This is a genomic window from Flavobacterium sp. FlaQc-49 (assembly GCF_044005985.1).
Taxonomy (GTDB): domain Bacteria; phylum Bacteroidota; class Bacteroidia; order Flavobacteriales; family Flavobacteriaceae; genus Flavobacterium; species Flavobacterium cupriresistens.
In genome coordinates this window covers 105434-126627 of record NZ_JBIPCS010000005.1, presented here as the reverse complement: position 1 = coordinate 126627, position 21194 = coordinate 105434, and the positions used below count along the sequence as shown (strand labels likewise).

Annotated in this window: 17 protein-coding genes; 9 read left to right on the top strand and 8 right to left on the bottom strand. The window is 36.1% G+C overall.

Annotated features, from left to right (window positions below; translation table 11 throughout):
* Nucleotides 1-169: 169 nt before the first annotated feature.
* Nucleotides 170-1588, bottom strand: coding sequence for a PLP-dependent aminotransferase family protein (locus tag ACHRV3_RS12560; protein ID WP_395434925.1), 1419 nt, complete (start codon nt 1586-1588; stop codon nt 170-172).
* Between the two features lie 102 nt (nt 1589-1690).
* Between ACHRV3_RS12560 and ACHRV3_RS12555 the strand changes: the two genes are divergently transcribed.
* The 6 genes from ACHRV3_RS12555 (at nt 1691) to ACHRV3_RS12530 (ending at nt 12310) form a co-directional block, all read left to right on the top strand.
* A complete protein-coding gene (locus ACHRV3_RS12555) occupies nt 1691-2605 on the top strand; it encodes an EamA family transporter (RefSeq protein ID WP_395434924.1) in 915 nt (304 codons plus the stop codon).
* A 299-nt stretch (nt 2606-2904) separates the two neighbouring features.
* Nucleotides 2905-5169 carry an acyl-CoA dehydrogenase gene (locus ACHRV3_RS12550; protein ID WP_395434923.1) on the top strand — a complete coding sequence of 755 codons (2265 nt, stop codon included), beginning with the start codon at nt 2905-2907 and terminating at the stop codon, nt 5167-5169.
* Between the two features lie 647 nt (nt 5170-5816).
* Entirely contained in the window at nt 5817-7460 is a 1644-nt protein-coding gene (locus ACHRV3_RS12545) for a DUF6377 domain-containing protein (RefSeq protein WP_395434922.1), read from the top strand.
* 404 nt (nt 7461-7864) lie between these two features.
* Complete coding sequence (locus ACHRV3_RS12540) at nt 7865-10081, top strand: glycoside hydrolase family 3 C-terminal domain-containing protein (RefSeq protein WP_395434921.1); 2217 nt, start codon at nt 7865-7867, stop codon at nt 10079-10081.
* Nucleotides 10082-10219: 138 nt separating this feature from the next.
* The gene (locus ACHRV3_RS12535; RefSeq protein WP_395434920.1) at nt 10220-10876 is read left to right on the top strand and encodes a DUF1349 domain-containing protein; all 657 of its coding nucleotides are present in this window, start codon (nt 10220-10222) and stop codon (nt 10874-10876) included.
* Nucleotides 10877-11167: 291 nt separating this feature from the next.
* Complete coding sequence (locus ACHRV3_RS12530; RefSeq protein ID WP_395434919.1) at nt 11168-12310, top strand: acyltransferase family protein; 1143 nt, start codon at nt 11168-11170, stop codon at nt 12308-12310.
* Nucleotides 12311-12849: 539 nt separating this feature from the next.
* Here ACHRV3_RS12530 and ACHRV3_RS12525 read toward each other — a convergent pair.
* Together ACHRV3_RS12525 and ACHRV3_RS12520 are read right to left on the bottom strand one after the other, a co-directional pair.
* Nucleotides 12850-13956, bottom strand: a complete 1107-nt coding sequence (locus ACHRV3_RS12525) for an NADH:flavin oxidoreductase (protein WP_395434918.1) — start codon at nt 13954-13956, stop codon at nt 12850-12852.
* A 6-nt stretch (nt 13957-13962) separates the two neighbouring features.
* A complete protein-coding gene (locus ACHRV3_RS12520; protein ID WP_047776431.1) occupies nt 13963-14262 on the bottom strand; it encodes a helix-turn-helix transcriptional regulator in 300 nt (99 codons plus the stop codon).
* Between the two features lie 472 nt (nt 14263-14734).
* On the opposite strand from ACHRV3_RS12520, the gene ACHRV3_RS12515 reads away from it, so the two are divergent.
* Nucleotides 14735-15229, top strand: coding sequence for a TlpA family protein disulfide reductase (locus tag ACHRV3_RS12515; RefSeq protein ID WP_395434917.1), 495 nt, complete (start codon nt 14735-14737; stop codon nt 15227-15229).
* 84 nt (nt 15230-15313) lie between these two features.
* On the opposite strand, the gene ACHRV3_RS12510 is transcribed toward ACHRV3_RS12515, so the two are convergent.
* Complete coding sequence (locus ACHRV3_RS12510; protein ID WP_047776433.1) at nt 15314-15691, bottom strand: hypothetical protein; 378 nt, start codon at nt 15689-15691, stop codon at nt 15314-15316.
* A 363-nt stretch (nt 15692-16054) separates the two neighbouring features.
* Between ACHRV3_RS12510 and ACHRV3_RS12505 the strand changes: the two genes are divergently transcribed.
* Nucleotides 16055-16927 carry a helix-turn-helix domain-containing protein gene (locus tag ACHRV3_RS12505; RefSeq protein ID WP_395434916.1) on the top strand — a complete coding sequence of 291 codons (873 nt, stop codon included), beginning with the start codon at nt 16055-16057 and terminating at the stop codon, nt 16925-16927.
* A 244-nt stretch (nt 16928-17171) separates the two neighbouring features.
* On the top strand, nt 17172-17573 hold the full coding sequence (locus ACHRV3_RS12500; protein WP_395426149.1) for a cupin domain-containing protein: 402 nt from the start codon (nt 17172-17174) through the stop codon (nt 17571-17573).
* Between the two features lie 302 nt (nt 17574-17875).
* Here ACHRV3_RS12500 and ACHRV3_RS12495 read toward each other — a convergent pair whose 3' ends face one another.
* The 4 genes from ACHRV3_RS12495 to ACHRV3_RS12480 all read right to left on the bottom strand — a co-directional run bounded on the left by ACHRV3_RS12495 (nt 17876) and on the right by ACHRV3_RS12480 (nt 21183).
* Entirely contained in the window at nt 17876-18463 is a 588-nt protein-coding gene (locus ACHRV3_RS12495) for a DUF4142 domain-containing protein (protein WP_395434915.1), read from the bottom strand.
* A 311-nt stretch (nt 18464-18774) separates the two neighbouring features.
* Complete coding sequence (locus ACHRV3_RS12490; protein ID WP_395434914.1) at nt 18775-19539, bottom strand: porin family protein; 765 nt, start codon at nt 19537-19539, stop codon at nt 18775-18777.
* A gap of 10 nt (nt 19540-19549) precedes the next feature.
* Complete coding sequence (locus ACHRV3_RS12485) at nt 19550-20671, bottom strand: hypothetical protein (RefSeq protein WP_395434913.1); 1122 nt, start codon at nt 20669-20671, stop codon at nt 19550-19552.
* 302 nt (nt 20672-20973) lie between these two features.
* Nucleotides 20974-21183 (bottom strand): hypothetical protein, encoded by a 210-nt coding sequence (locus ACHRV3_RS12480; RefSeq protein ID WP_047776442.1) that lies wholly within the window; start codon nt 21181-21183, stop codon nt 20974-20976.
* Between the last annotated feature and the right edge of the window lie 11 nt (nt 21184-21194).

Genomic DNA, 21194 nt, shown 5'->3' with positions numbered 1-21194 from the left:
TCGTTTTCGTTCGAGTCACCTTCGTAAAAAAAGACAAAGTGAGTTAATTAGTGCAATTCGTGTTTATTTTTTTTTACATCACAGTTTATGAATCATTTTAATCCTTTAATCTGTGGCTTTTTTTTTGCTCACAGACCATTAAAGAATTTTCAATACGGGGGATGTTTGGTTATAAATCAACCAGTTTGCCCAAAGTTTGTATAGATTGTCTCAACTCGTTGGTCCAAGGCAAGCCAAAACTCAAACGCATACAATTTGAAAATTGATCCTGAAAAGAGAAGATTCTTCCGGGAGAAATACTAATCTGATGTTTCATTGCTAAATGATAAAGATCAGCCGTATCTATTCTTTTATCAAGTTCAACCCAAAGGAAAAAACCACCTTGTGGCTGACTCACTTTTGTCCCCGTTGGAAAAGATTCTAAGACCGTATTAATATAATTGTTACAATTCTGATTTAATATCTTGCGAATCTTGCGAAGATGGTTTTCATATCTTCCGTTTTTCAGAAAATCCCCCACAACCTCATGTGTGATGGTAGGAGAGGAGATGGTATGATAGAGTTTAGAGCGCAGGACTTCTTTTTTAAATTTCCCCGGTAATACCCAACCCACACGATATCCGGGAGCCAATGTCTTGGAAACAGAACTGCAGCAAAGTACAATTCCACTTTCATCGTAAGTTTTACAATTTGTTGGACGACCGGAACCAAAATACAAATCCCCGTGGATATCATCTTCAATAAGTGGAATGTTATAAAACTCCATTAAGCGAACGACTTCTTTTTTGTGTTCATTTGGCATCATACTTCCTGACGGATTACTGAAATTACTCATCAGTACACAGGCTTTTATTTTTTTGGTTGCAATGGCTTTTTTTACGGCATCTAATTCAATTCCTGTGGTAATATTGGTCGGTAGTTCCATCACGTATAACCCCAAAGATTTGGCCAATTGTAAAACACCAAAATAAACAGGACTTTCTGTGATTATAGTATCTCCGGGTTTGGTTAAAGACATTAGGCAATGTGATATGGCATTGACACAACCGGGAGTGGTTATAATATCATCTTCGGTCGGAGATCCTCCCCAAGTGAATGCCCAACGCGCGATTTCTTTTCTTAGGTTTAGATTTCCCTGTAGTTCTTCATAACTGGTTCCACTATTGGGTAAAGACCGCATGGCTTGAATCATGCCTTTGTTCAGTTTGGCAATAGGAAGAAGTTCATTTGATGGAAAACCTAATGAAAACATCGTAACTCCTTTTGCTTTCATATCATTATAAACCAAATCGATTAAATCTTCACGTTCTACATTTTTTACGCTTAAAATAGGAGAACTGGCTGAAGGCTCAGGAACCGTTCGGGCAGAAATATTACTTACATAATAACCCGATTGCGGCCTTGATTCGATCAAAGAGCGACTTTCAACTTCATAGTAGGCCTTGCTCACCGTACTCATGCTGTAGCCCGTTTCTGAGCATACTTCACGAATAGAAGGTAATTTGTCTCCAACACTCAAAACGCCCGATTTTATTTGCTTTTCAATTCGATCAGCAAACTGTAGATATAAGTAATTTGAATTTTTCATAAAAGAAACTGTTATGGTGCAATTTACAAAAACTGTATCTGTATTGCTGTATTATTTTTAAGAAATTTGCTTCATCAGAAATCAAGCAAAAAAGAAGATTCCGTGAAAACAACAAAATATTACTTAGCAGCCATTACAGCTTATACGATTTGGGGATTTTTTAGCTTAGCGCTAAAGCCAATTCATGACTATCCTTCTTTAGATATTTTATTCAATCGCGTTTTTAGTTGTAGCATTCTAATGTTATTGATTGTCTTTATTTTTAAAAGAAAAAGAGTAAAAGAGACGATAGAAATTTTTAAAGCATTATCAAAAGCAGAAAAAAGAAAGACTATTTTGTTAAACTTCGGCGGTAGTACTTTTCTAATGGCCAACTGGTTTACGTTTATCTATGTAATGAATCATGTTAGTGTAAAAGCAACTTCGCTGGCGTATTTGGTGTGTCCGATTCTAACCACGTTGTTGGCTTATTTTCTTTTGCATGAAAAACTTTCTAAAATACAATGGATTTCTGTTGGACTAAGCGTTTCAGGCTGTTTGTTATTGTCTTATGCCGACATAATGGATATGTTTTTTAGTATTATAATTGGTTTGACCTATGCGGGTTATTTAGTAAGCCAACGAGTAAATAAAGGTTTTGATAAATTTATTACACTTACATTTCACATTACTTTTGCAGCAATTGTTTTACTGCCTTTTTATCCGTTTTACAGTGGACCGGTTCCAACAGAGTTTAAATTTTATTTGTGTATAGAGACAATAGCAGTTCTGTTTACTATTTTTCCGTTATTCTTAAATCTGTATGCGCTTTCCGGGATTAATTCCTCTACAGTTGGAATGCTTTTAAATATCAATCCAATGATTGCTTTTGGTTTGGCAAATTTTGTGTACCACGAAAAAATAAGCAGTTTACAGATTGGTGCGTACGGGATTATTTTTATGGCAGTATTGGTATTTAATTCGCATCACCTTTTTGCAATGAGACAAAAATGGATTCTTACATCGAAAAACACATAAGAAACAGTAGTTCAATAAAATTACCAGAATCTTAACAGGATTTATAAACAGGAATGAGTATTTTTCATTTCTGTTTTTTTGTTTACGGACAATTCAAAATCAGAAAAAATTATGCCACGAATTTACACAAATTAAGGATTGAAATTTTTTGTCACGAAATAATGCCACAGATTAAAGGATTAAAATGATTTAGTGCTGCACCATCAACAAATAATTCTGTAATTCGCGGCAAAAAAAATCAGTGCAAATCCTTTGAATCTGTGGCAAAAAAATAAATACACTAACTGATTTAAGATGTTATGAAAAATACCAAGCTCCAAGCCTTTATACCGTTATTTTATCTAGTATGGTCCGATGATCTTTTGACCCAAAAAGAGTTTGCCACTTTAAAAGAATTTATCGTTGCAAAAACAGGAATTTCGCCCGAAGACCAAGAGTATCTTTTGTCTAAAATTGATATTTCAAATCCGCCTTCGCGAAATGAATTGGAACAATGGAAATCAGATATAGCGAAAACCATTCAAAACAAACCTGCAATTAAAACTATTTTTGAACTTGCCGGAGCGCTTTCAGAAAAGGATTCTGCGATCTATGTAGCAGAGGCTGATTTTTTAAAATTAGAAAATGATCTTGGAATTTTAGGAGAAGAAGTAATTCAGAACTTTAAAACCAGAACAGGTTCTTTTACCGCCAGTTCTCAAACCACTTCTAATTTTGATATCCAAAAAATAACAACACTTCTGGATGGTAAAGAAGCGGCAATCATTAAAAAGGTAAAATCGATTATTTCAAAACCCGAATTTGCTTATGAAACTTCAACTGATATCAATGTATATCGCGAAACCGTGTACAATTGGTGTAAAATTTTAGCCGGCGAAAATCTCGGAAACATGGCCTATCCAAAACAATATGGAGGAGGAGAAAACATAGCCGACTATTTTGCCATAATGGAAACACTCAGTTATCACGATTTGAGTCTCGTAATTAAGTTTGGAGTCCAATTTGGACTTTGGGGGATGAGTGTTCAGTCGTTGGGAACAGAGAAACATTACGAAAAATATTTAAAAGATATCGGTTCCTTAAAGCTTCCGGGCTGTTTTGCCATGACCGAAACACATCACGGTTCCAATGTAAAAGGACTTGAAACTACGGCAACTTACCAGCATAACAATCAAACTTTTATCATTCATACGCCAAACAAAAATGCTCAAAAAGAATATATTGGTAACGCTGCAGTTCACGGTCAAATGGCAACCGTTTTCGCTAAACTGATTATTGACGATCATGATTATGGTGTAAATGCTTTTATAGTTCCTTTACGCGACACAAACGGAAATACCTTAAAAGGAGTTACCATCGGAGATTGCGGGCACAAAATGGGACTGAATGGTGTCGATAACGGAACAATTAGTTTTGATCAGGTTGAAATTCCAAAAGAAAATATGCTCGATCGTTTTGCCTCTGTAAATGACAAAGGCGAATTTGAAAGTCCTATTCCAAGTGATAATAGACGTTTTTTTACGATGTTGGGAACTTTGGTCGGAGGACGAATTGGTATTCCACGTTCGGCTTTGGCTGCTGCTAAATCGGGGCTTACGATCGCAATTCGGTATAGCGATCAACGCCGACAATTTGGTCCGGAAGGCGGTTCTGAAGTGCCGATTCTGAATTACCGTATGCACCAACGCAGATTATTGCCTCATTTAGCCAAAACATACGCCGTACATTTTGCTTTGCAATACCTGACCAGTCGTTTTCTGAACCGAACCGAATCGGAAATGCAGGAAATAGAAGCTTTGGCTGCGGGAATGAAGTCCTATTCGACTTGGAGCACCAGAGATATTTTGCAGGAATGCCGCGAAGCTTGCGGTGGAAAAGGTTATTTATCTGAAAACAGAATCAACGCCTTAAAAAACGATACCGAAATTTACACCACTTTTGAAGGAGATAACACGGTCTTAATGCAATTGGTAGCTAAAAACCGTTTGTCTGAATTCAGAAAGGCATTTGGCGAAATGGGTTCTTTAGGAATCATCAATTATGTGTATGAAAATGCAAAATCGGCCATTGCCGAGAAAAATCCGATCGCAACGCGTAAAACAGATGAGGAGCATTTACTGGATGGAGCCTTTCATTTGCTGGCCTTTCAGCACAGAGAAAAAACAATTCTGGCATCGGCAGCAAAAAGGATCAAAAAACTGGTAGAAGAAGGCTTAGAAGCTTATGATGCTTTTAATGTCGTACAACATCAAATGATAGATGTAGCGCAAGCCTATTTGGAACGAGTAGTTTTAGAGCAATTTCAAACAGCGATTCAAACGGTAGAAGATGAAAATTCTAAGGCTATCCTGATAAAACTAAATCAATTGTATGCACTTTCGCAAATTGAAAAAAATAAAGCCTGGTATCTTGAAGACGGTTATATGGAAGCAGTAAAAACGAAAGCAATCCGTAAAATGGTCAATCAGCTTTGTTGGGATATTCGTCCCGATGCTGTTGCTCTGGTAAATGCTTTTGATATTCCCGAGAGCTGTCTGGCTGCGCCAATTGCAGTAAAAAAGTAATTAACTAGCAGTACATTTTGATGCTATTTTTTTGAATTTCCAATAGATGTTTTTTGAATAGCCGTTGGTCTAACCAACGAATTAAAAAAAAAGCTAATGATTTGAATTTTAGTCCAATATCAGAAAGTTAAGAATTGTCAAAAAAAGCCTCACGCAGATTTTAGCGGATTGAAATTAAAAAAATCCGCAAAATCCGCAAAATCTGCGTGAAAAAATCTCTTAACTTAATAACATTGAGCTTTAGCCAAAACGCTAGACTTACGTTTTTTTGGCTAAAGCCTATCAACCCAAAGATGCACGACCGTTGGTTAAAACCAACGGCAATTCAAATCCGGATAGGCTATTTATAATGCAGAAGATTAATTTTTGCAAGATTAAAAAGGTATTGATTCGGGCTCAAACCTAATGTCATTAAGTTAAGAATTGTCAAAAAAAGCCTCACGCAGATTTTAGCGGATTGAAATAAAAAAAATCCGCAGAATCCGCAAAATCTGCGTGAAAAAATCTCATAGGTCAAATTACAAATGGAATGTAGTGAAAAACAGATTCCAATATAACGGTTTTCTTTAGGTTTGTCACTCTTTTAATTTATCCTTTTATACTATCACTTTACTTATATTTGTAATTCTGTTTTATCTTTTATTAGTTTGAAAAAATATTTTCTGTTTGTTTTCACCCTTCTCATTTGTTTTCCGGTTTACTCATCGGATAGTACAGCTACTATTTTGAATAAACTGAATGATGCTCTGAAAAAGAAGCAGTATTACGTTAAACTTAAGGAAGAACGAATTCTGAACTTCAAAAAAATTAAGTCAGCTGATTTAACTAAAGAACAGGAGTACAATTATAATAAAGCCTTGTATGCAGAGTACCAGAAATTCAATTCAGATTCGGCTATTTTTTATGTGAAAAAGAACCTGCGAATAGCGGCTGAACTTCAAAATAAAGAACTTTCCGATTTGGCCAACCTGCAATTGGTATCGCTCTATTCCTCTTCCGGAAAATACCGTGAATCGGAAGGAATTTTAAAAAGTATCGACAAAATAAAATTGTCGGTGACGTTGCTTCCGACTTATTACATTGCATATCGCGAGTTTTTTGAACATTATGCAGCCAACAGTTACAACAAAAAATACATAGAACAAATACAGCAGTACCGGGACTCTTTGCTGACTGTTTTAGATCCCAACTCCTTAAATTATAAGATTAACAAAATTCAACAGGAGATTTACCAAAAAAAATATGCTGTTGCCCAAAAGAAATTAGTTGATCTATTGCAACATCAAAAAGAAGATAATCCTCAGTATGCTATGATTGCGTATCTTCTGGGGAGTATTTATGAAGGGACACATCAATTAGAATTAAGAAAAAAATACTACGCTCTTTCGGCTACCTCAGACATAAAAAATGCAAATAAAGACAATGCGTCCCTTCAGGAATTGGCATTGGTTTTTTATGAGGCAGGTGATGTAGATATGGCGTACAAACTGACGCAATCAGCTATTGAAGATGCCTTGTATTGCAATGTCCAGTTTCGTACCCTTTTGATGTCAGAAGTATATTCGATAATCAATACAGTTTATTTGGAAAAAGAAGCCAAGAGAAAAACAGAATTGCAACTTTATCTTTTATGTATCAGTTTACTCTCGGTATTTTTGATTGTCGCGGTGATTTACGTGTACAAACAAATGAAAAAAGTATCCAAGATCCGTGGAGAACTTTATGAAAGCGGTCAGAAATTAGCCGAATTAAACAAAGATATTACCGAAACCAACAATCAGTTGCAGGAACGTAATGCACAATTATCAGAATCAAATCATATTAAAGAAGAATATATTGCGCACTTTTTTAGTCTTTGTTCTACTTACATCAACAAATTAGAGAATTATCGAATCATCTTGAATAAAAAAGCTACGGCCAAACAATTTGATGAGATCTACAAAATGCTAAAATCAACTACATTGGTTGATACAGAATTGGAGGAGTTATACAAAAATTTCGATAGTATTTTCTTAAACCTCTATCCAACCTTCGTAAAAGATTTTAATGAACTGCTTATTAAAGAGGAGCAGATCGTTTTAAAACAAGGAGAATTACTAAATACAGAACTTAGAATTTTTGCCTTAATCCGTCTTGGGATTACCGACAGTGTAAAAATTGCTGCTTTCCTGCGTTACTCTTTAAGTACGATTTATAATTACCGCACCAGAGCCCGAAATAAAGCCGCTGTTTCGCGAAATGATTTCGAAGAAATGGTCATGAAAATCGGTTTAATTTCCTTGAAAGCCTAAGGATTTATTTTAAAAGCACTACTTTTTTTTGGTTTATTAATTTGTTAACTTGTTGTCTGTTAATGTTTTAATTTTTTAAATCGCTACTTTTTTTCGTTTAGAAATGTAACGTGTACTATAACGTTTTAGCTTTACAATAGTATTAAAAGACACTTTTTAAAAGAATGCGTTGGGTGTAATGGTGTCGCATACTATCTTATCACATAGAAAGATAAATTTAGAATTGACCATCTAAGACGCTTCAAGAAAATCACAATTTTTCCAAACAGCCTTATGCGATTTATTCGGAATGAAATGTCTTTTTTAAGCTTAGTAAGTCTATGCCTTGATGTGTTAAAACAACAATAACCGGCAGACCAAATGAGCCTCCTGACCAAAGTAAATGCTTTAATAAATTAATAATTATGTTTAAAAACGTTAAGACAATTGTTGTTTTAGTTTTATGGAGTTCGTTAGGACTTCAAGCGCAAAATAAAGGTCCGGTTTATCTGGATGATAAGAAGCCAATTCAGGAACGCGTAGAAGATGCGCTTCTGCGAATGACTACCGACGAGAAAATTGCCATGATTCATGCACAGTCTAAGTTTAGTTCGCCCGGCGTTCCTCGTTTGGGAATTCCTGAAAACTGGATGACAGACGGACCACACGGAATCCGCACAGAGGTTTTATGGGACGAGTGGGATCAGGCCGGCTGGACAAATGATTCCTGTATTGCTTTTCCTGCACTTACCGCTCTCTCAGCTACCTGGAATAAGGAATTAGCAGCATTATACGGGAAATCAATAGGAGAAGAAGCCCGTTTCCGCAATAAAAATGTATTGTTAGGACCGGGTGTAAACATCTACAGAACGCCATTAAACGGTCGTAACTTCGAATACATGGGAGAAGATCCTTTTTTGACTTCAAAAATGGTAGTTCCTTATATCAAAGGAGTTCAGTCTAATGGAGTTGCTGCTTGTGTCAAACATTTCGCCCTAAACAATCAGGAGACCAACCGTAATGCGGTAAACGTAATTGTCGATGATCGTGCTTTATATGAAATTTATTTGCCCGCTTTTAAAGCTGCCGTTCAAGAGGGCGATGCCTGGGCAATAATGGGCTCTTACAATAAATACAAAGGACAACATTGCTGTCATAATGAGTTTTTATTGAATGATATTCTTCGTGGTGAATGGGGTTTCAAAGGCGTTGTAATTTCCGATTGGGGAGGAGTTCATGATACCAAACAAGCCATTCACAATGGTTTGGATATGGAGTTTGGCTCCTGGACAAACGGACTTTCGTGGGGAACGAGTAATGCTTACGACAACTATTATTTAGGAAAACCCTATTCGAACATGATTAAAAATGGTAAAGTAGGAACTAAAGAACTGGACGATAAAGTCCGTCGTATTTTACGTTTATCTTTCTTAACTACTATGAATAAAGAAAGACCTTTCGGCTCTTTCGGAACAAAAGAACATGCAGATGCCGGATTAAAAATTGCCGAAGAAGGAATTGTATTACTTCAAAACAAAAATAATGTTTTGCCAATCGATCTTTCTAAAACCAAAAAAATTGTGGTAATCGGAGAAAATGCGATCAAAATGATGACCGTTGGCGGGGGAAGTTCTTCGCTTAAAGCGAAATACGAAGTTTTACCTTTAGACGGTTTGAAGAAAAGAGTAGGTACACAAGCCGAAATTGTATACGCCCGTGGTTATGTGGGAGACCCAACCAGTAAGTACAACGGCGTAGTTGCAAAAGTTAGCTTAGAGGACAAACGTTCCCAGGAAGAGTTGACTGCCGAAGCTTTGAAGGTGGCAAAAGACGCCGATATTGTATTGTTTTTTGGAGGTTTGAACAAAAGTGATCATCAGGATGCAGAAGGACATGATCGAACAGAGCTAGGACTTCCGTACCATCAGGATCAATTGATTTCTGAATTGCTTAAAGTGAATAAAAAAATCGTTTTTATAAATATTTCAGGTAATGCTGTAGCGATGCCGTGGGTAAAAGAAGTTCCCGGAATTGTTCAGGGATGGTTTTTAGGTACCGAGGCCGGAAATGCTTTGGCAGCTGTTTTAGTAGGAGATGTAAATCCTTCGGGAAAACTGACTTTTACTTTTCCTGTAAAATTATCGGATAACGGTGCTCATGCTTTAGGAGAATTTCCGGGTGGCGATGAGGTAACCTATAAAGAAAGCATTTTTGTCGGATACCGTTGGGCAGACAAGCAAAAAGCAAAACCCTTATTTGCTTTCGGACATGGTTTAAGCTACACTACTTTTGAATATGGGAAAGTTACAGCCGACAAAAAACAAATGACAGCCGGAGATCAGATCACGTTTTCTGTAAAAGTAAAAAATACAGGTAGCAGAGAAGGATCTGAAGTCGTTCAGCTGTATATCAGTGATTTGAAATCGTCTTTGCCTCGTCCGATTAAGGAATTGAAAGGTTTCGAGAAAATTTCGCTTAAAGCGGGAGAAGAGAAAACAGTAACGTTTACAGTAGATAAAACGGCTTTAAGTTTTTTTGATGATAAAAAACACGACTGGGTGGCTGAACCTGGAGCTTTCGAAGCTATAATTGGAGCTTCGGCAGTGGATATAAAATCTAAAGTGAGTTTCTCGCTTCAATAATTTCTATTAATTTCTAAACTTTGGTTGGTTTGTAAAGCTGCAATGGTAAAAAGTTGCAGCTTTTTTTTAATCGACTACTTATGGAATGTGAAATAGGAGAGGTTTTATTTAAAATAATAATAATTTAAAAAGTATAGCATGAAACGAATAGTATTACTGACAGGAGTTTTTCTTGTGTTGCAAAATCTTTCTGCGCAAAGTCTTAACAAAATGCAATGGTTTAATGAACCCGAAAAATGGGAAATTAAGAATAATGCTTTGCTAATGAATGTTACGGCCAATAGTGATTACTGGCGTATTTCGCATTACGGATTTACGGTAGACGATGCCCCGTTTTATTATGCGAATTATGGTGGGGAATTTGAGGCAAAAGTAAAACTTACCGGAGATTATAAAGCCCGTTTTGACCAAATGGGATTAATGATTCGCGTTGATGAAAAAAACTACATCAAAACCGGAGTTGAATTTGTGGATGGAAAATTTAATATCAGCACCGTTGTAACGCATGATAAAAGCGATTGGAGTGTTACAACTTTAGACAAAGCACCACCCTTTGTTTGGATAAAAGTAGTACGTCGTTTAGACGCGATTGAAGTGTTTTTCTCTTACGATGATAAAACCTATACCATGACCCGAAATGCACCGCTACAGGACAATACACCCGTGATGGTAGGTTTGATGGCAGCATCTCCTGACGGAAAAGGTTTTGAAGCTAAATTTGAAAATTTTACGGTAAAACAGCTGCCGGATCAGCGCAGGACGGAATGGCTTAACAGACAAAATTCTAATAAATAAGAGGTTAAAATTCAAATTCCAAATTCCAAATTCCAAATCCAAAACCCAAAATCCAAATTCAAATTCAAATTCCAAATTTCAAAACCTAAATTTCAAATGGGTTTTGTTTTACTTTTTGGATGTGGAATCTTAACGCGAAACTCTGTTTAGCTCTGATTGTTTAAATTATTGAGATGTTTTTTGGGTTGCAAAACAATGTCTTGATGTGTTAAAAAGATAAAATCGCTCTACTTGAAATTTTTAGTATTTTAGATTAAACCAAAACTAACCTTTTAACCACCAAAATATTTTATGAGTTCAGATTCATCAGTTATCAAACCTAAAAAGCATTACGAGATTCTTGACGGATTGCGCGGTGTTGCGGCAATTTTAGTAGTTGCTTTTCACATTTTTGAAACTTTCTCAGGCGGGAATCGTTTTATACAAATGATCAATCACGGTTATCTGGCTGTGGATTTCTTTTTTCTTTTATCAGGATTTGTCGTTGCTTATGCGTACGACGATCGCTGGGAAAAGATGACCCAATGGGAGTTTTACAAACGACGTTTAATTCGTTTGCAACCTATGGTCATTATGGGAATGATCATTGGAGCCGCATTGTATTATTTTCAGGCTTCAGACGTTTTATTTCCGCAAATTGCAACTATGCCGGTTTGGAAACTGATTCTCGTGATGTTTGTTGGATTTACTTTAATTCCGTTGACACCATCAGCAGAGATTAGAGGTTGGGGCGAAATGCATCCACTCAACGGACCGGCCTGGTCTTTGTTTTTTGAATATATTGCCAATATACTCTACGCGGTACTCTTTCGCAGATTTTCAAATAAAGTGATGACCCTATTTGTTGTGATATTTGCCGGAATGTTTATCAATTATACTGTTTTTGGACCAAAAGGGGATGTGATTGGTGGCTGGTCTTTAAACCTGGAGCAAATGAATATTGGTTTTACCCGCTTATTGTATCCGTTTTTTGCCGGAGTTTTACTTTCCCGTTTAGGAAAATTAATTCACATAAAAGGAGCATTCTGGATCTGTAGTTTGTTGATCACGATAGTATTAGCCATCCCAAGAATTGGAGACGAAAATACTTTATGGATGAATGGGATCTATGAATCCGTTTGTGTTATTTTATTATTTCCTTTAATTGTCTCCATTGGAGCCGGAGGAGAATTAAAAAATCCGTTTTCATTGAAAATCTGTAAACTTTTGGGAGCTATTTCATACCCGATTTACATTACACATTATCCGCTTATTTATTGGTATACAGCTTGGGTTGTAGATAATAAAGTTGCTTTAAAAGACGGTTATATGTTGGGAATCGGAGTTTTGATTGCCAGTATCGTATTGGCTTATGCCTGTTTGAAACTATATGACGAACCGGTTAGGAATTGGTTGCAGAAGAAATTTCAAAAAAGGAGTGTGCCTGTTTTATAAAAGATAAAAATTTCATTTGTTAGTTACAGATAAGTAAAAGGATATAATCTAAGTTTTACCCATTTCCTGCAAGGTCTTTTTTGACCTTGTAGGTATAATTAGAGTTATTAAATTATTAAAAACCTACAAGGTCAAAAAAGACCTTGCAGGAGTATATAAGATGTTGTAATTAACTGTAAAAGAGATGTGTTTTTTAGATAGTAGAAAGAAAAATTATTCTAAAATTAAATTGTCATAGAGAAGGTAGTAAGCTACAACTAAACCTTGCTACCCTTGTACAAATCCTTGAAGACCTTGTCTTTACTTTGTGATTAAATAAAGTAAAAGTTCGCAAAAATTTTCTTTTACACGCAGATTTAGCAGATTAGGCTGATCTATTTACCTCTTAAAAAATCTGTTCAATCTGCTAAATCTGCGTGAAAAAAAATAGGTATAAAATTAAAAAGGAGTCATACTGCAATAATTAAACTTTGCGCTCGTTGCGTAAACCCTTTGCGTTCGTTGCGGTTAAAATTGCCGCCATAAATCCGGAAAATAAATTACTCCAAAACCAATTCCCCTAAAGCTTCTTTACTAAATCCTTTCAATTGATCTGTTTTTCCTGCTTTGATTTTCGCCACCCAATTCGGGTCAGACAAAAGAGGTCTTCCAACCGCAACCAAATCAAAATCGCCTCTATCGAAACGTCTGTTTAATTCTTCCAATGAAGTGGGTTGAGAACTTTCGCCGGCAAAAGCACCAAAGAAATCGCTCGAAAGTCCAACAGAACCTACCGTAATGGTTGGTTTACCTGTAATTTTCTTAGCCCAACCCGCAAAGTTCAAATCAGAATTTTCAAACTCAGGTTCCCAGAAGCGGCGTTGTGAACAGTGTAAGATATCTACACCGGCATCCACAAGAGGAGTAAGCCAGGCTTCCATTTCTTGTGGATTTTTAGCCAGTTTATAATTGTAATCAGAAGGTTTAAATTGAGAAAATCTCATTATAACTGCGAAATCTTCTCCAACTTGCTTTCTGATTTCTTTAATTACTTCTATAGCAAAACGGTTGCGTTCCGGCAATGTTTTTCCGCCATAAGCATCCGTACGCAAATTGGTTTCGGCTCTAAAGAATTGATCGATTAAATAACCGTGAGCGCCGTGAATTTCGATAGTATCAAAACCTAATCTTTTGGCATCTGCAGCGGCTTTTCCAAAAGCGATGATCGTATCCTCAATATCTTTTTCAGACATTGCATTTCCGTTACTAAAATCAGGTCGGTTTAATCCGGATGGCCCTTCAAAAGGAGTAGGAGGAACCCATCCCGAATGGTGGTTGTCCATAATTCCCATATGCCAGATTTGTGGCCCCATTTGTCCTCCGGCTGCATGAACTTCATCGATAACCTTTTTCCATCCTTGCAGCGCTGCATCTCCGTGAAAACGAGGTACATTGGCATCATTTGAGGAAGAAGCTCTGTTGATTACAGTTCCTTCAGACAATATTAATCCAACTTCGCCTTCCGCTCTTTTTTGGTAGTAGGAAGCTACGTCGTTAGTCGGGATTCCGTTAGGCGAAAAAGAGCGCGTCATTGGCGCCATTACGATTCTATTTTTAAGACTTAAAGTTTTTAAGTGAAAGGGAGTAAATAAACTATTTGTACTCATAGTAATTTATAAATTAGATTTAATTATTTTACTGAGTGCTTCAAAGGCACCTTCGTTGCGTTTGTAGTATGTCCATTGTCCAACGCGTTTGGATTCGATAAAACCGGCACGTTGCAAAATCGACAAATATTCAGAAACTGTTGATTGTGTCAGGCCTGCCTTGGCTTGTATCTGCCCAACACAAACGCCATGTTCAAATCCTGCAGTGATTTGGCCCGGGAAGTTTATTTCAGGTTCTTTTAACCATTCCAGCATTTGTAATCTGGATTTATTAGACAATGCCTTGAATATTTCGATATGTTCCATGTGGCAAAGATATCGACTTTTCCCGATATATCTGTTTAACGAAAAATATTTAGCATAACTTTAAGATGGAGCAGGGGGATATCAGAAGCTTAAAATTTGAAGGAAGTTTTGAAATATTTCAGGAAGTCATTATATTTGTTTTGATTTAGGTCTTTTATTGCTATTCCCGGAAAGCCGCCGGAATACAGGTTTTTTTGACTTACTTTGATGTGAATTTATCACGCAGATTTAGCAGATTTATTTGGATTATTTTGACAATAGAATAAGAGAACAGATAGATAAGTGAGCGTTCCAATTATAAAGTTTAGTTTAAATGAACTTGCATAACTTATAGGGTTAAAAATTTCACACCGAGAAATGCAAAATAGCTAATTCTTTTACTAAGCCAATTAGCTTAGAATGCGAAAGATTTTGAATTAAAAATGATACAAAAGAAGATAGTCCCAAATTTATCTGATAAACACAATTACCTATGAAAAAAAGCTACTTTATTTTAGCCTTCGTATTCTTTGCTCTAATCCATGTCAATGCACAAGTTGTTGGAACTGATGTAGGAGATATTGCACCCGAAATAGACCTTCCGGACACCAAAGGAACGACAATTGCGCTTTCGTCTTTAAGAGGCGGATTGGTTTTAGTTGACTTTTGGGCAACCTGGTGTGGACCATGTCTAAAAGAACAACCGGAATTACTAAAGCTTTATAATACGTATCCGGATAAACTTTCTATTTATGGTGTTTCTTTAGACAATAAAAAAGCGAATTGGGTGGCAATGGTTGCGAAATTAAAACAACCTTGGTCTCAGGTTAGCGACATAAGGTACTGGAGCTCTCCTGTTGTGGGGGATTATATGATTCAAGCTTTGCCATTTAATGTTTTACTTGATAAAAACGGAGTCGTATTAGCGAAGAACATTCACGGAAATGCATTGAATGAAATGGTCAAAAGCCTGGTAACAACACAATAAGTGGTGAAAATTCCAAATCTCAAATTCCAAATTCCAATTTTAACGTATAAGATTGGAATTTGGAATTTGAGATTTGGAATTTAATTAATCGTTCGGCGTTTTTTTAACCCCTCCAAAATTGGTTTTCAGCATTTCTCTGATCTGAAACTGTGTTTTACTTCGGGTACTGTTTTTCCATTCCTGAAAATCAAGAATATGAATCTGGCTGGCATACGGGTTGGTAACGAAAGCAAGCCTTGAAATCGAGTACTTATAGGATTTTAATTCATTAGACACATGGCGGTCGGGTACAATGATAAGTATGGTTTCCCATTGGAGGAAATCTTTAGGGATATCTTCTCTTTCATTTAGACCAAGCGACTCAAAAAAAGCAACTATTTTTTCATCATTCAGCGTATTAATCTTCTGATCGATGCTTTTCAGGGTGCTATGAAACGTGTCTACATCTTTTATAACACTCATAATTCATACAATTTATCTATTTGTAAGTAAAATTAAGTTAATTGAATAAGATTTGACAAATAAGAGCAGATAGAATGATTCTAAATTTTTTAAAGCCCAACAATTGTAGATGTAACTTGAAGAATACTAGTGATTTAAGGGGGTTAAATCCCAATTCTCAAATTCCAAATTCCAAATTCCAAATCAAAAAAACAAATCCCAAAATCTACAATCTACAATCTAAAATCAACAATCTAAAATCAACAATCTAAAATCTGCAATCTAAAATCTGCAATCTACAATCTGCAATCTACAATCTAAAATCTAAAATCTTTTCACCTTTCCAAGAAGCAAATATCTGTTTGAATTTCATAACTTTGACGCATGAAGGAAACCCTTATTTCTGAACCTGTTGATTTTGCTGCTTCCGACTTGAAACTGAAGGGGTTTAAAGTGTATGAGGTAGGGAGTGATTGTAGTACTATACCCATTTACAATCGAAGAGATTTTTATAAGATCTGTATTACTACCGGTCAGAATATCATACAATACGCCGACAGAGGGATTGAAACCGACGGAACTATTTTGTTTTTCGGGAATCCGCATATTCCTTATTCTTGGGAAGTATTGTCACCTTCTTATCATGGTTTTGCCTGTGTTTTTACAGAGGAGTTTCTAAAGGTAAACGATCGTTCTGAAAGTCTTCATGAATGTCCGTTGTTTAAAATCAGCGGAACTCCGATTTTTTATTTATCGGCTGAACAAAAGGTATTTGTAACGTCTCTTTTTCAGAAAATGATTGAAGAACAGGATACGGATTATGTTTTTAAAGACGACTTAATCCGAAATTATATCAATCTGATTATTCATGAATCCATGAAAATGCAGCCTTCGGAAAATTTTTATAAGCATAAAAATGCCTCTTCCAGAATAACGGCCTTATTTTTAGAGCTTTTAGAAAGGCAATTTCCGATTGAGACTAAAAACCAGCCACTTATCTTAAAGACACCACAAGATTATGCGCAAAATTTGGCTGTTCACGTAAATCATTTAAATCGTTCGGTAAAGGAAATCACGGGAAAACCTACCACAGCCCATATTACAGAACGAATTATCAGTGAGGCAAAAGCATTACTGCAACACACCGATTGGAGTATTGCAGATATCGGATATTCGTTAGGATTTGAATACCCGAGTTACTTCAATAATTATTTTAAAAGACTTACAGGAACGATTCCGAAATCACTTAGGGGGTAAATTGTTTGATATTCTTAATTTTTTGTTTGATTTTTATTATTCGGGAGTGACTTTACTAAAGTAAATTTGTGTTCGATTAATCGTAATACTCATTTACAAGTCTTTAGTGGTCGGTTAAAGCGCAGTTTTCAATAACGGATTGCTTTTTAATAATAACACCACGGATAAATCGGGACTGAAGAGTGACAGACCAACATCCAATAGTTTTTGAATACTTTAAAAGAAACCCTTTAATACCTAATTTATGTCAACAAAATATAGTACCGTCACGGAAGAAGGAAAAGTTTCCAATATTTATATGACTGGTGATGTTTCTTATAAAAAACAAACCAGCGCTATTCACCCAAGAAATACAATGATAAAAGATGTTGCTTTTGAACCGGGTTCAAGATCCAACTGGCATATCAATTCAAGTTTGCAGTTGTTTATAGCTACAGCCGGAGTTGGTTATTATCAGGAAAGGGGTAAAGGAATACAAACGATTCAGAAAGGTCAGGTCATTACTGTATTGCCGGGGGTAGAGCATTGGTACGGAGCAACACCGAATAGCCGATATTCTCATATCACAATTATCACAGAAATTGATAAAGGCAAAGGAGTCTGGTTAGCAAGTGTAACCGATGAAGAATACAATAGTTTTGAATAAAGTTTCTAAGGCACTAAGTTTCTAAGAAAAACAAACGTTAAACTTAGAAACTTAGCATCTTAGTACCTTAGAAACTTACCTTATTTTTTATCTAAACCTTGTTTAAGCATTTTGGCATGCTCCAAATGTACCGTTAAACCGGCAATACTTTTAGAAGCCCAAAGTTTTGAGTCTGGTTAGCAAGTGTAACCGACGAAGAATACAATAGTTTTGAACAAAGTTTCTAAGGCACTAAGTTTCTAAGAAAAAACAGCAAACGTTAAACTTAGAAACTTAGCATCTCAGTACCTTAGAAACTCATCTTATTTTTTATCTAAACCTTGTTTAAGCATTTTGGCATGCTCCAAATGTACCGTTAAACCGGCAATACTTTTAGAAGCCCAAAGTTTTATGTCTTGATCTTTTGCACTCTCAGAGGCTTTTCGTAGTTCATTAATTGCTTTTTCATGACCATCGATCATCATATCTGCGAATTTTTTATCAAAATCAACACCAGATTTTTCGTTTAATTTATTGTATGCTTCCTGACCCTCTTCGGTTAAAGAAGTTGGGATAGTGAAGTTTTTGGTTTTCGCCAAAGCACTTACTTCAGAAGCAGATTTGGTATGTTGGTCAACAAGCATTTTTCCCAGTTTTTTTACTTCTGTATTGGTGCTTTTGGTTTGAGCCAGTTTTCCGATTTCAATTTCAGCCAAATTTACCTCCGTAATATCTACTAAAAATTCAGAGTCATCTTGTTTGTCTTCAATGGAGTCAAATTTGGCTTCATTTGTATCTTCAGCGGCCTCTTTAGGGTCTTCTTGTTTTGGTTCGTTTTTGCAGGAATTTAGAAATATCAGGATTAATCCTGCGCCAAAAATTACTTTTACTGCCAGTGCTAACTTTTTCATAATGGTATGTTTTAAATGTTATAGTGTAAAACTATTCAGAATCTTAAAAAATATCTTACAGCATTTATAGATAATGTTACAGGATTTCTCTTTTTAGTAGTTTTATGGATCAATCGTATAAAAGCAAGAGTTATGCTTTCAATGTTAATTATGAAAAAAGAGGGGTGAAATGTTTAATCGATTAATTTTGGCCTTTCAATATAAAAATCCGTTTTTGCCAGCGTTTTTGCTATTGTAAATCCGCATAATCCGCGTCCAATGCTACATGATATTTATAGATGGATGGTTGGCCTGAATTTAATTTGGAAAGATTAAGGTTTTACTTCTTCCGGAAGCGGAATTTTGTTTAATTCTTCCTCTTTTTGAGCTCTTTTTTGAGCCGCTTTTCCTTTCCCGATAGGTATTCCGACTGTTACATAAAGCGATCTGTTGTATGAATTTGGGTTGATATCATTTTTCATAACCGGAACCAATCCGTAGTAATATTGAACGGTTAGGTTTAAACCATTTCCAACCTTCATATGATAACCGGTGCCAATAGCGATGCCGGCGTCAATGACATGAATCTGGTCGCGGATGTTTTTTTTGTAGACAACATCCTCTTTGTCGTATTCCTGATGGAATTTATCAAAGGCTTTTGCTAATAAACCCAACTGTGGTCCGGCTTTGAAATAGATGCCGTTTTTAAGTTGGTACTTGATTAAAATAGGAACATTAAAATACCGAATTTCCCGATCAACACTTCCATTAGCAAAAGTTTTATCCAGGTTTTCATCGTTTAAGGAATAGACCGGCAATCCGTGTGCGCCCATGGGAGATTTTACAATTACTCCAGTGTTGATCATCCAGGCCGGATTTTTTTTGGATCGGATATCAAAATAAAAGCCTAGATTAAAACCAGGCTCTGTTCCTGAAGTATCTAGGTTAGAGATTGTCGAAAAATTGACACCTCCTTCTAAACCGAACTCCAGAAAAGGGGAGTTGAGTTTGTCTCCAAAGATCAGAGAGATTAAAACCTGAGAATGTACCGGAGCCATACTAAATAATAAAACGAGTAGTACTAATCCTTTTTTCATACAGTTGAAGTTAAAGTCCAAAACGATATTGCAGACCGCATAAAACCTGGGTGCGGCTGCCTAAAAAGCCAGTCTCTAATCGGAGCATAAAGTGTTTATTATATTGAAATTGAGTTCCAACAATAAAGTTCCACATATCTTTTGGGGCTTTCTGAAGCGAGTATTGCACAGTTGAAGAACCAGCGGTACTTAAAGCGCCGTCCAGGGTTGTCAAAATGTTTCCGGCAGATTCTAAGGCTCTGTTTGCGGTATTGTGTTTGGCAATATTGGCCGGATTTTTTTGTTGCGCAGGCGTTAATGCCCCCCACCAATTATCTACTTTTGTTTGATTTTCGGACACTTTTGCCAAACCGTTATCTACTTTTTCCTGAGCACCTTCCAGAGGGATTACATCAGATAAAGCTAGGTTTCCGTTGGTATCACCGGAAATATGTACTCTAAATCCACCAACCCATACCGCAATGTTTTGATCTTCTTTGTGAAATTTGAAAGTTTTACCCAACCGCGGTCCAAAAATATAGGAGAAGGCAGGTTTATCTAAAGCACTAATATCGGTCCAGGCCATATTCATATCAAGAGCCAGCCAGCCACCACCAATTCCTATTGTGGGAGTCATACCGATTCCAAATGTAGTGGCGTTAAAATGCTGTTGGGTTTTAAAACTGACAACTTCAGACCAGTTATTATCGGCATCTGGAATCCAGACACCGGCATTTATTTTGGTCGCGGTATTGGCTTTCCCAAAGATACCATATACATTCAGAAAGGGAAGCAGCCATATATCTGGTCGAATCGTAACAGAACTGGCCACAACAGAAGATTTATCAAAACGTATAATCTCGTCCAGATTGTATAAGGGACCATTATTAAATCCCACTTCTAAGCTATTGATGATAATATCAGATTCCTGCCAGAAATAATTTACGGAAAGCCCCGCAGAATAAGGTAGTTTATATCCTTTTTGGGCTACTTTTTCTCCCCATATAGGTAGGGCGTAAGGGTATTTTTCGACTTTGAGACTGTCTTTAAGTTCCTGGTTTTTTTCTCCAACAATTTTATCAGTATATACCTGTCCGAAAATTTGAATGCTAAAGAATAATAAAAAAGCGGATAGTAGTGTATTGCATTTCATTGGCTTAGTGTTTTTAAAATTAATTAATCAAACTGCGTAAAATAAATAGGTACTAATATTCTTTGTGGTTCTTTTTTAGAATTGTGGTAGTATAAATGGATTATTTTAAAGGATTGAATGGGGCTAATATGTTAATTAGTGTTAAAGTTAAATAATTTTTCTTACCAATTTTATATTATTTTCAATAAGATGAGTTTTTATAATAGGAATAATGTGTTGAAAATGAATAGAATGTGGGTTTAAAGCAAAAAAGACAAAAGAGAAAGCTTCTTTTGTCCTTATGGGGTAATAACGTTGAAAAATTAATCTTCCCAACCGCAAAGTGTTAATCCGTAGCCCTGAGCTTTAGAAACAGGTACTTTTGTAATTTCATGCCGACAGGCGGTTAATCCACGGCAATTTTCGGTGTAATGGTATTTTTTTGCTCCTACAGGCCCACAGATATATACTTTGGTTTCCAGCGGACGAAAAGAAGCAAAAATGACAAAGAGCAGGATAATGGCATGTTTCATTTGATGAGATT

What these genes read in the sequence shown, in the direction of transcription:
- ACHRV3_RS12530 (WP_395434919.1), top strand. Translation starts at nt 11,168, where the DNA reads ATGAGTTCAGATTCATCAGTTATCAAACCTAAAAAGCATTACGAGATT.
- ACHRV3_RS12495 (WP_395434915.1), bottom strand. Translation starts at nt 18,463, where the DNA reads ATGAAAAAGTTAGCACTGGCAGTAAAAGTAATTTTTGGCGCAGGATTA.
- ACHRV3_RS12520 (WP_047776431.1), bottom strand. Translation starts at nt 14,262, where the DNA reads ATGGAACATATCGAAATATTCAAGGCATTGTCTAATAAATCCAGATTA.
- ACHRV3_RS12515 (WP_395434917.1), top strand. Translation starts at nt 14,735, where the DNA reads ATGAAAAAAAGCTACTTTATTTTAGCCTTCGTATTCTTTGCTCTAATC.
- ACHRV3_RS12505 (WP_395434916.1), top strand. Translation starts at nt 16,055, where the DNA reads ATGAAGGAAACCCTTATTTCTGAACCTGTTGATTTTGCTGCTTCCGAC.
- ACHRV3_RS12525 (WP_395434918.1), bottom strand. Translation starts at nt 13,956, where the DNA reads ATGAGTACAAATAGTTTATTTACTCCCTTTCACTTAAAAACTTTAAGT.
- ACHRV3_RS12485 (WP_395434913.1), bottom strand. Translation starts at nt 20,671, where the DNA reads ATGAAATGCAATACACTACTATCCGCTTTTTTATTATTCTTTAGCATT.
- ACHRV3_RS12480 (WP_047776442.1), bottom strand. Translation starts at nt 21,183, where the DNA reads ATGAAACATGCCATTATCCTGCTCTTTGTCATTTTTGCTTCTTTTCGT.
- ACHRV3_RS12535 (WP_395434920.1), top strand. Translation starts at nt 10,220, where the DNA reads ATGAAACGAATAGTATTACTGACAGGAGTTTTTCTTGTGTTGCAAAAT.
- ACHRV3_RS12500 (WP_395426149.1), top strand. Translation starts at nt 17,172, where the DNA reads ATGTCAACAAAATATAGTACCGTCACGGAAGAAGGAAAAGTTTCCAAT.
- ACHRV3_RS12490 (WP_395434914.1), bottom strand. Translation starts at nt 19,539, where the DNA reads ATGAAAAAAGGATTAGTACTACTCGTTTTATTATTTAGTATGGCTCCG.
- ACHRV3_RS12550 (WP_395434923.1), top strand. Translation starts at nt 2,905, where the DNA reads ATGAAAAATACCAAGCTCCAAGCCTTTATACCGTTATTTTATCTAGTA.
- ACHRV3_RS12510 (WP_047776433.1), bottom strand. Translation starts at nt 15,691, where the DNA reads ATGAGTGTTATAAAAGATGTAGACACGTTTCATAGCACCCTGAAAAGC.
- ACHRV3_RS12560 (WP_395434925.1), bottom strand. Translation starts at nt 1,588, where the DNA reads ATGAAAAATTCAAATTACTTATATCTACAGTTTGCTGATCGAATTGAA.
- ACHRV3_RS12540 (WP_395434921.1), top strand. Translation starts at nt 7,865, where the DNA reads ATGTTTAAAAACGTTAAGACAATTGTTGTTTTAGTTTTATGGAGTTCG.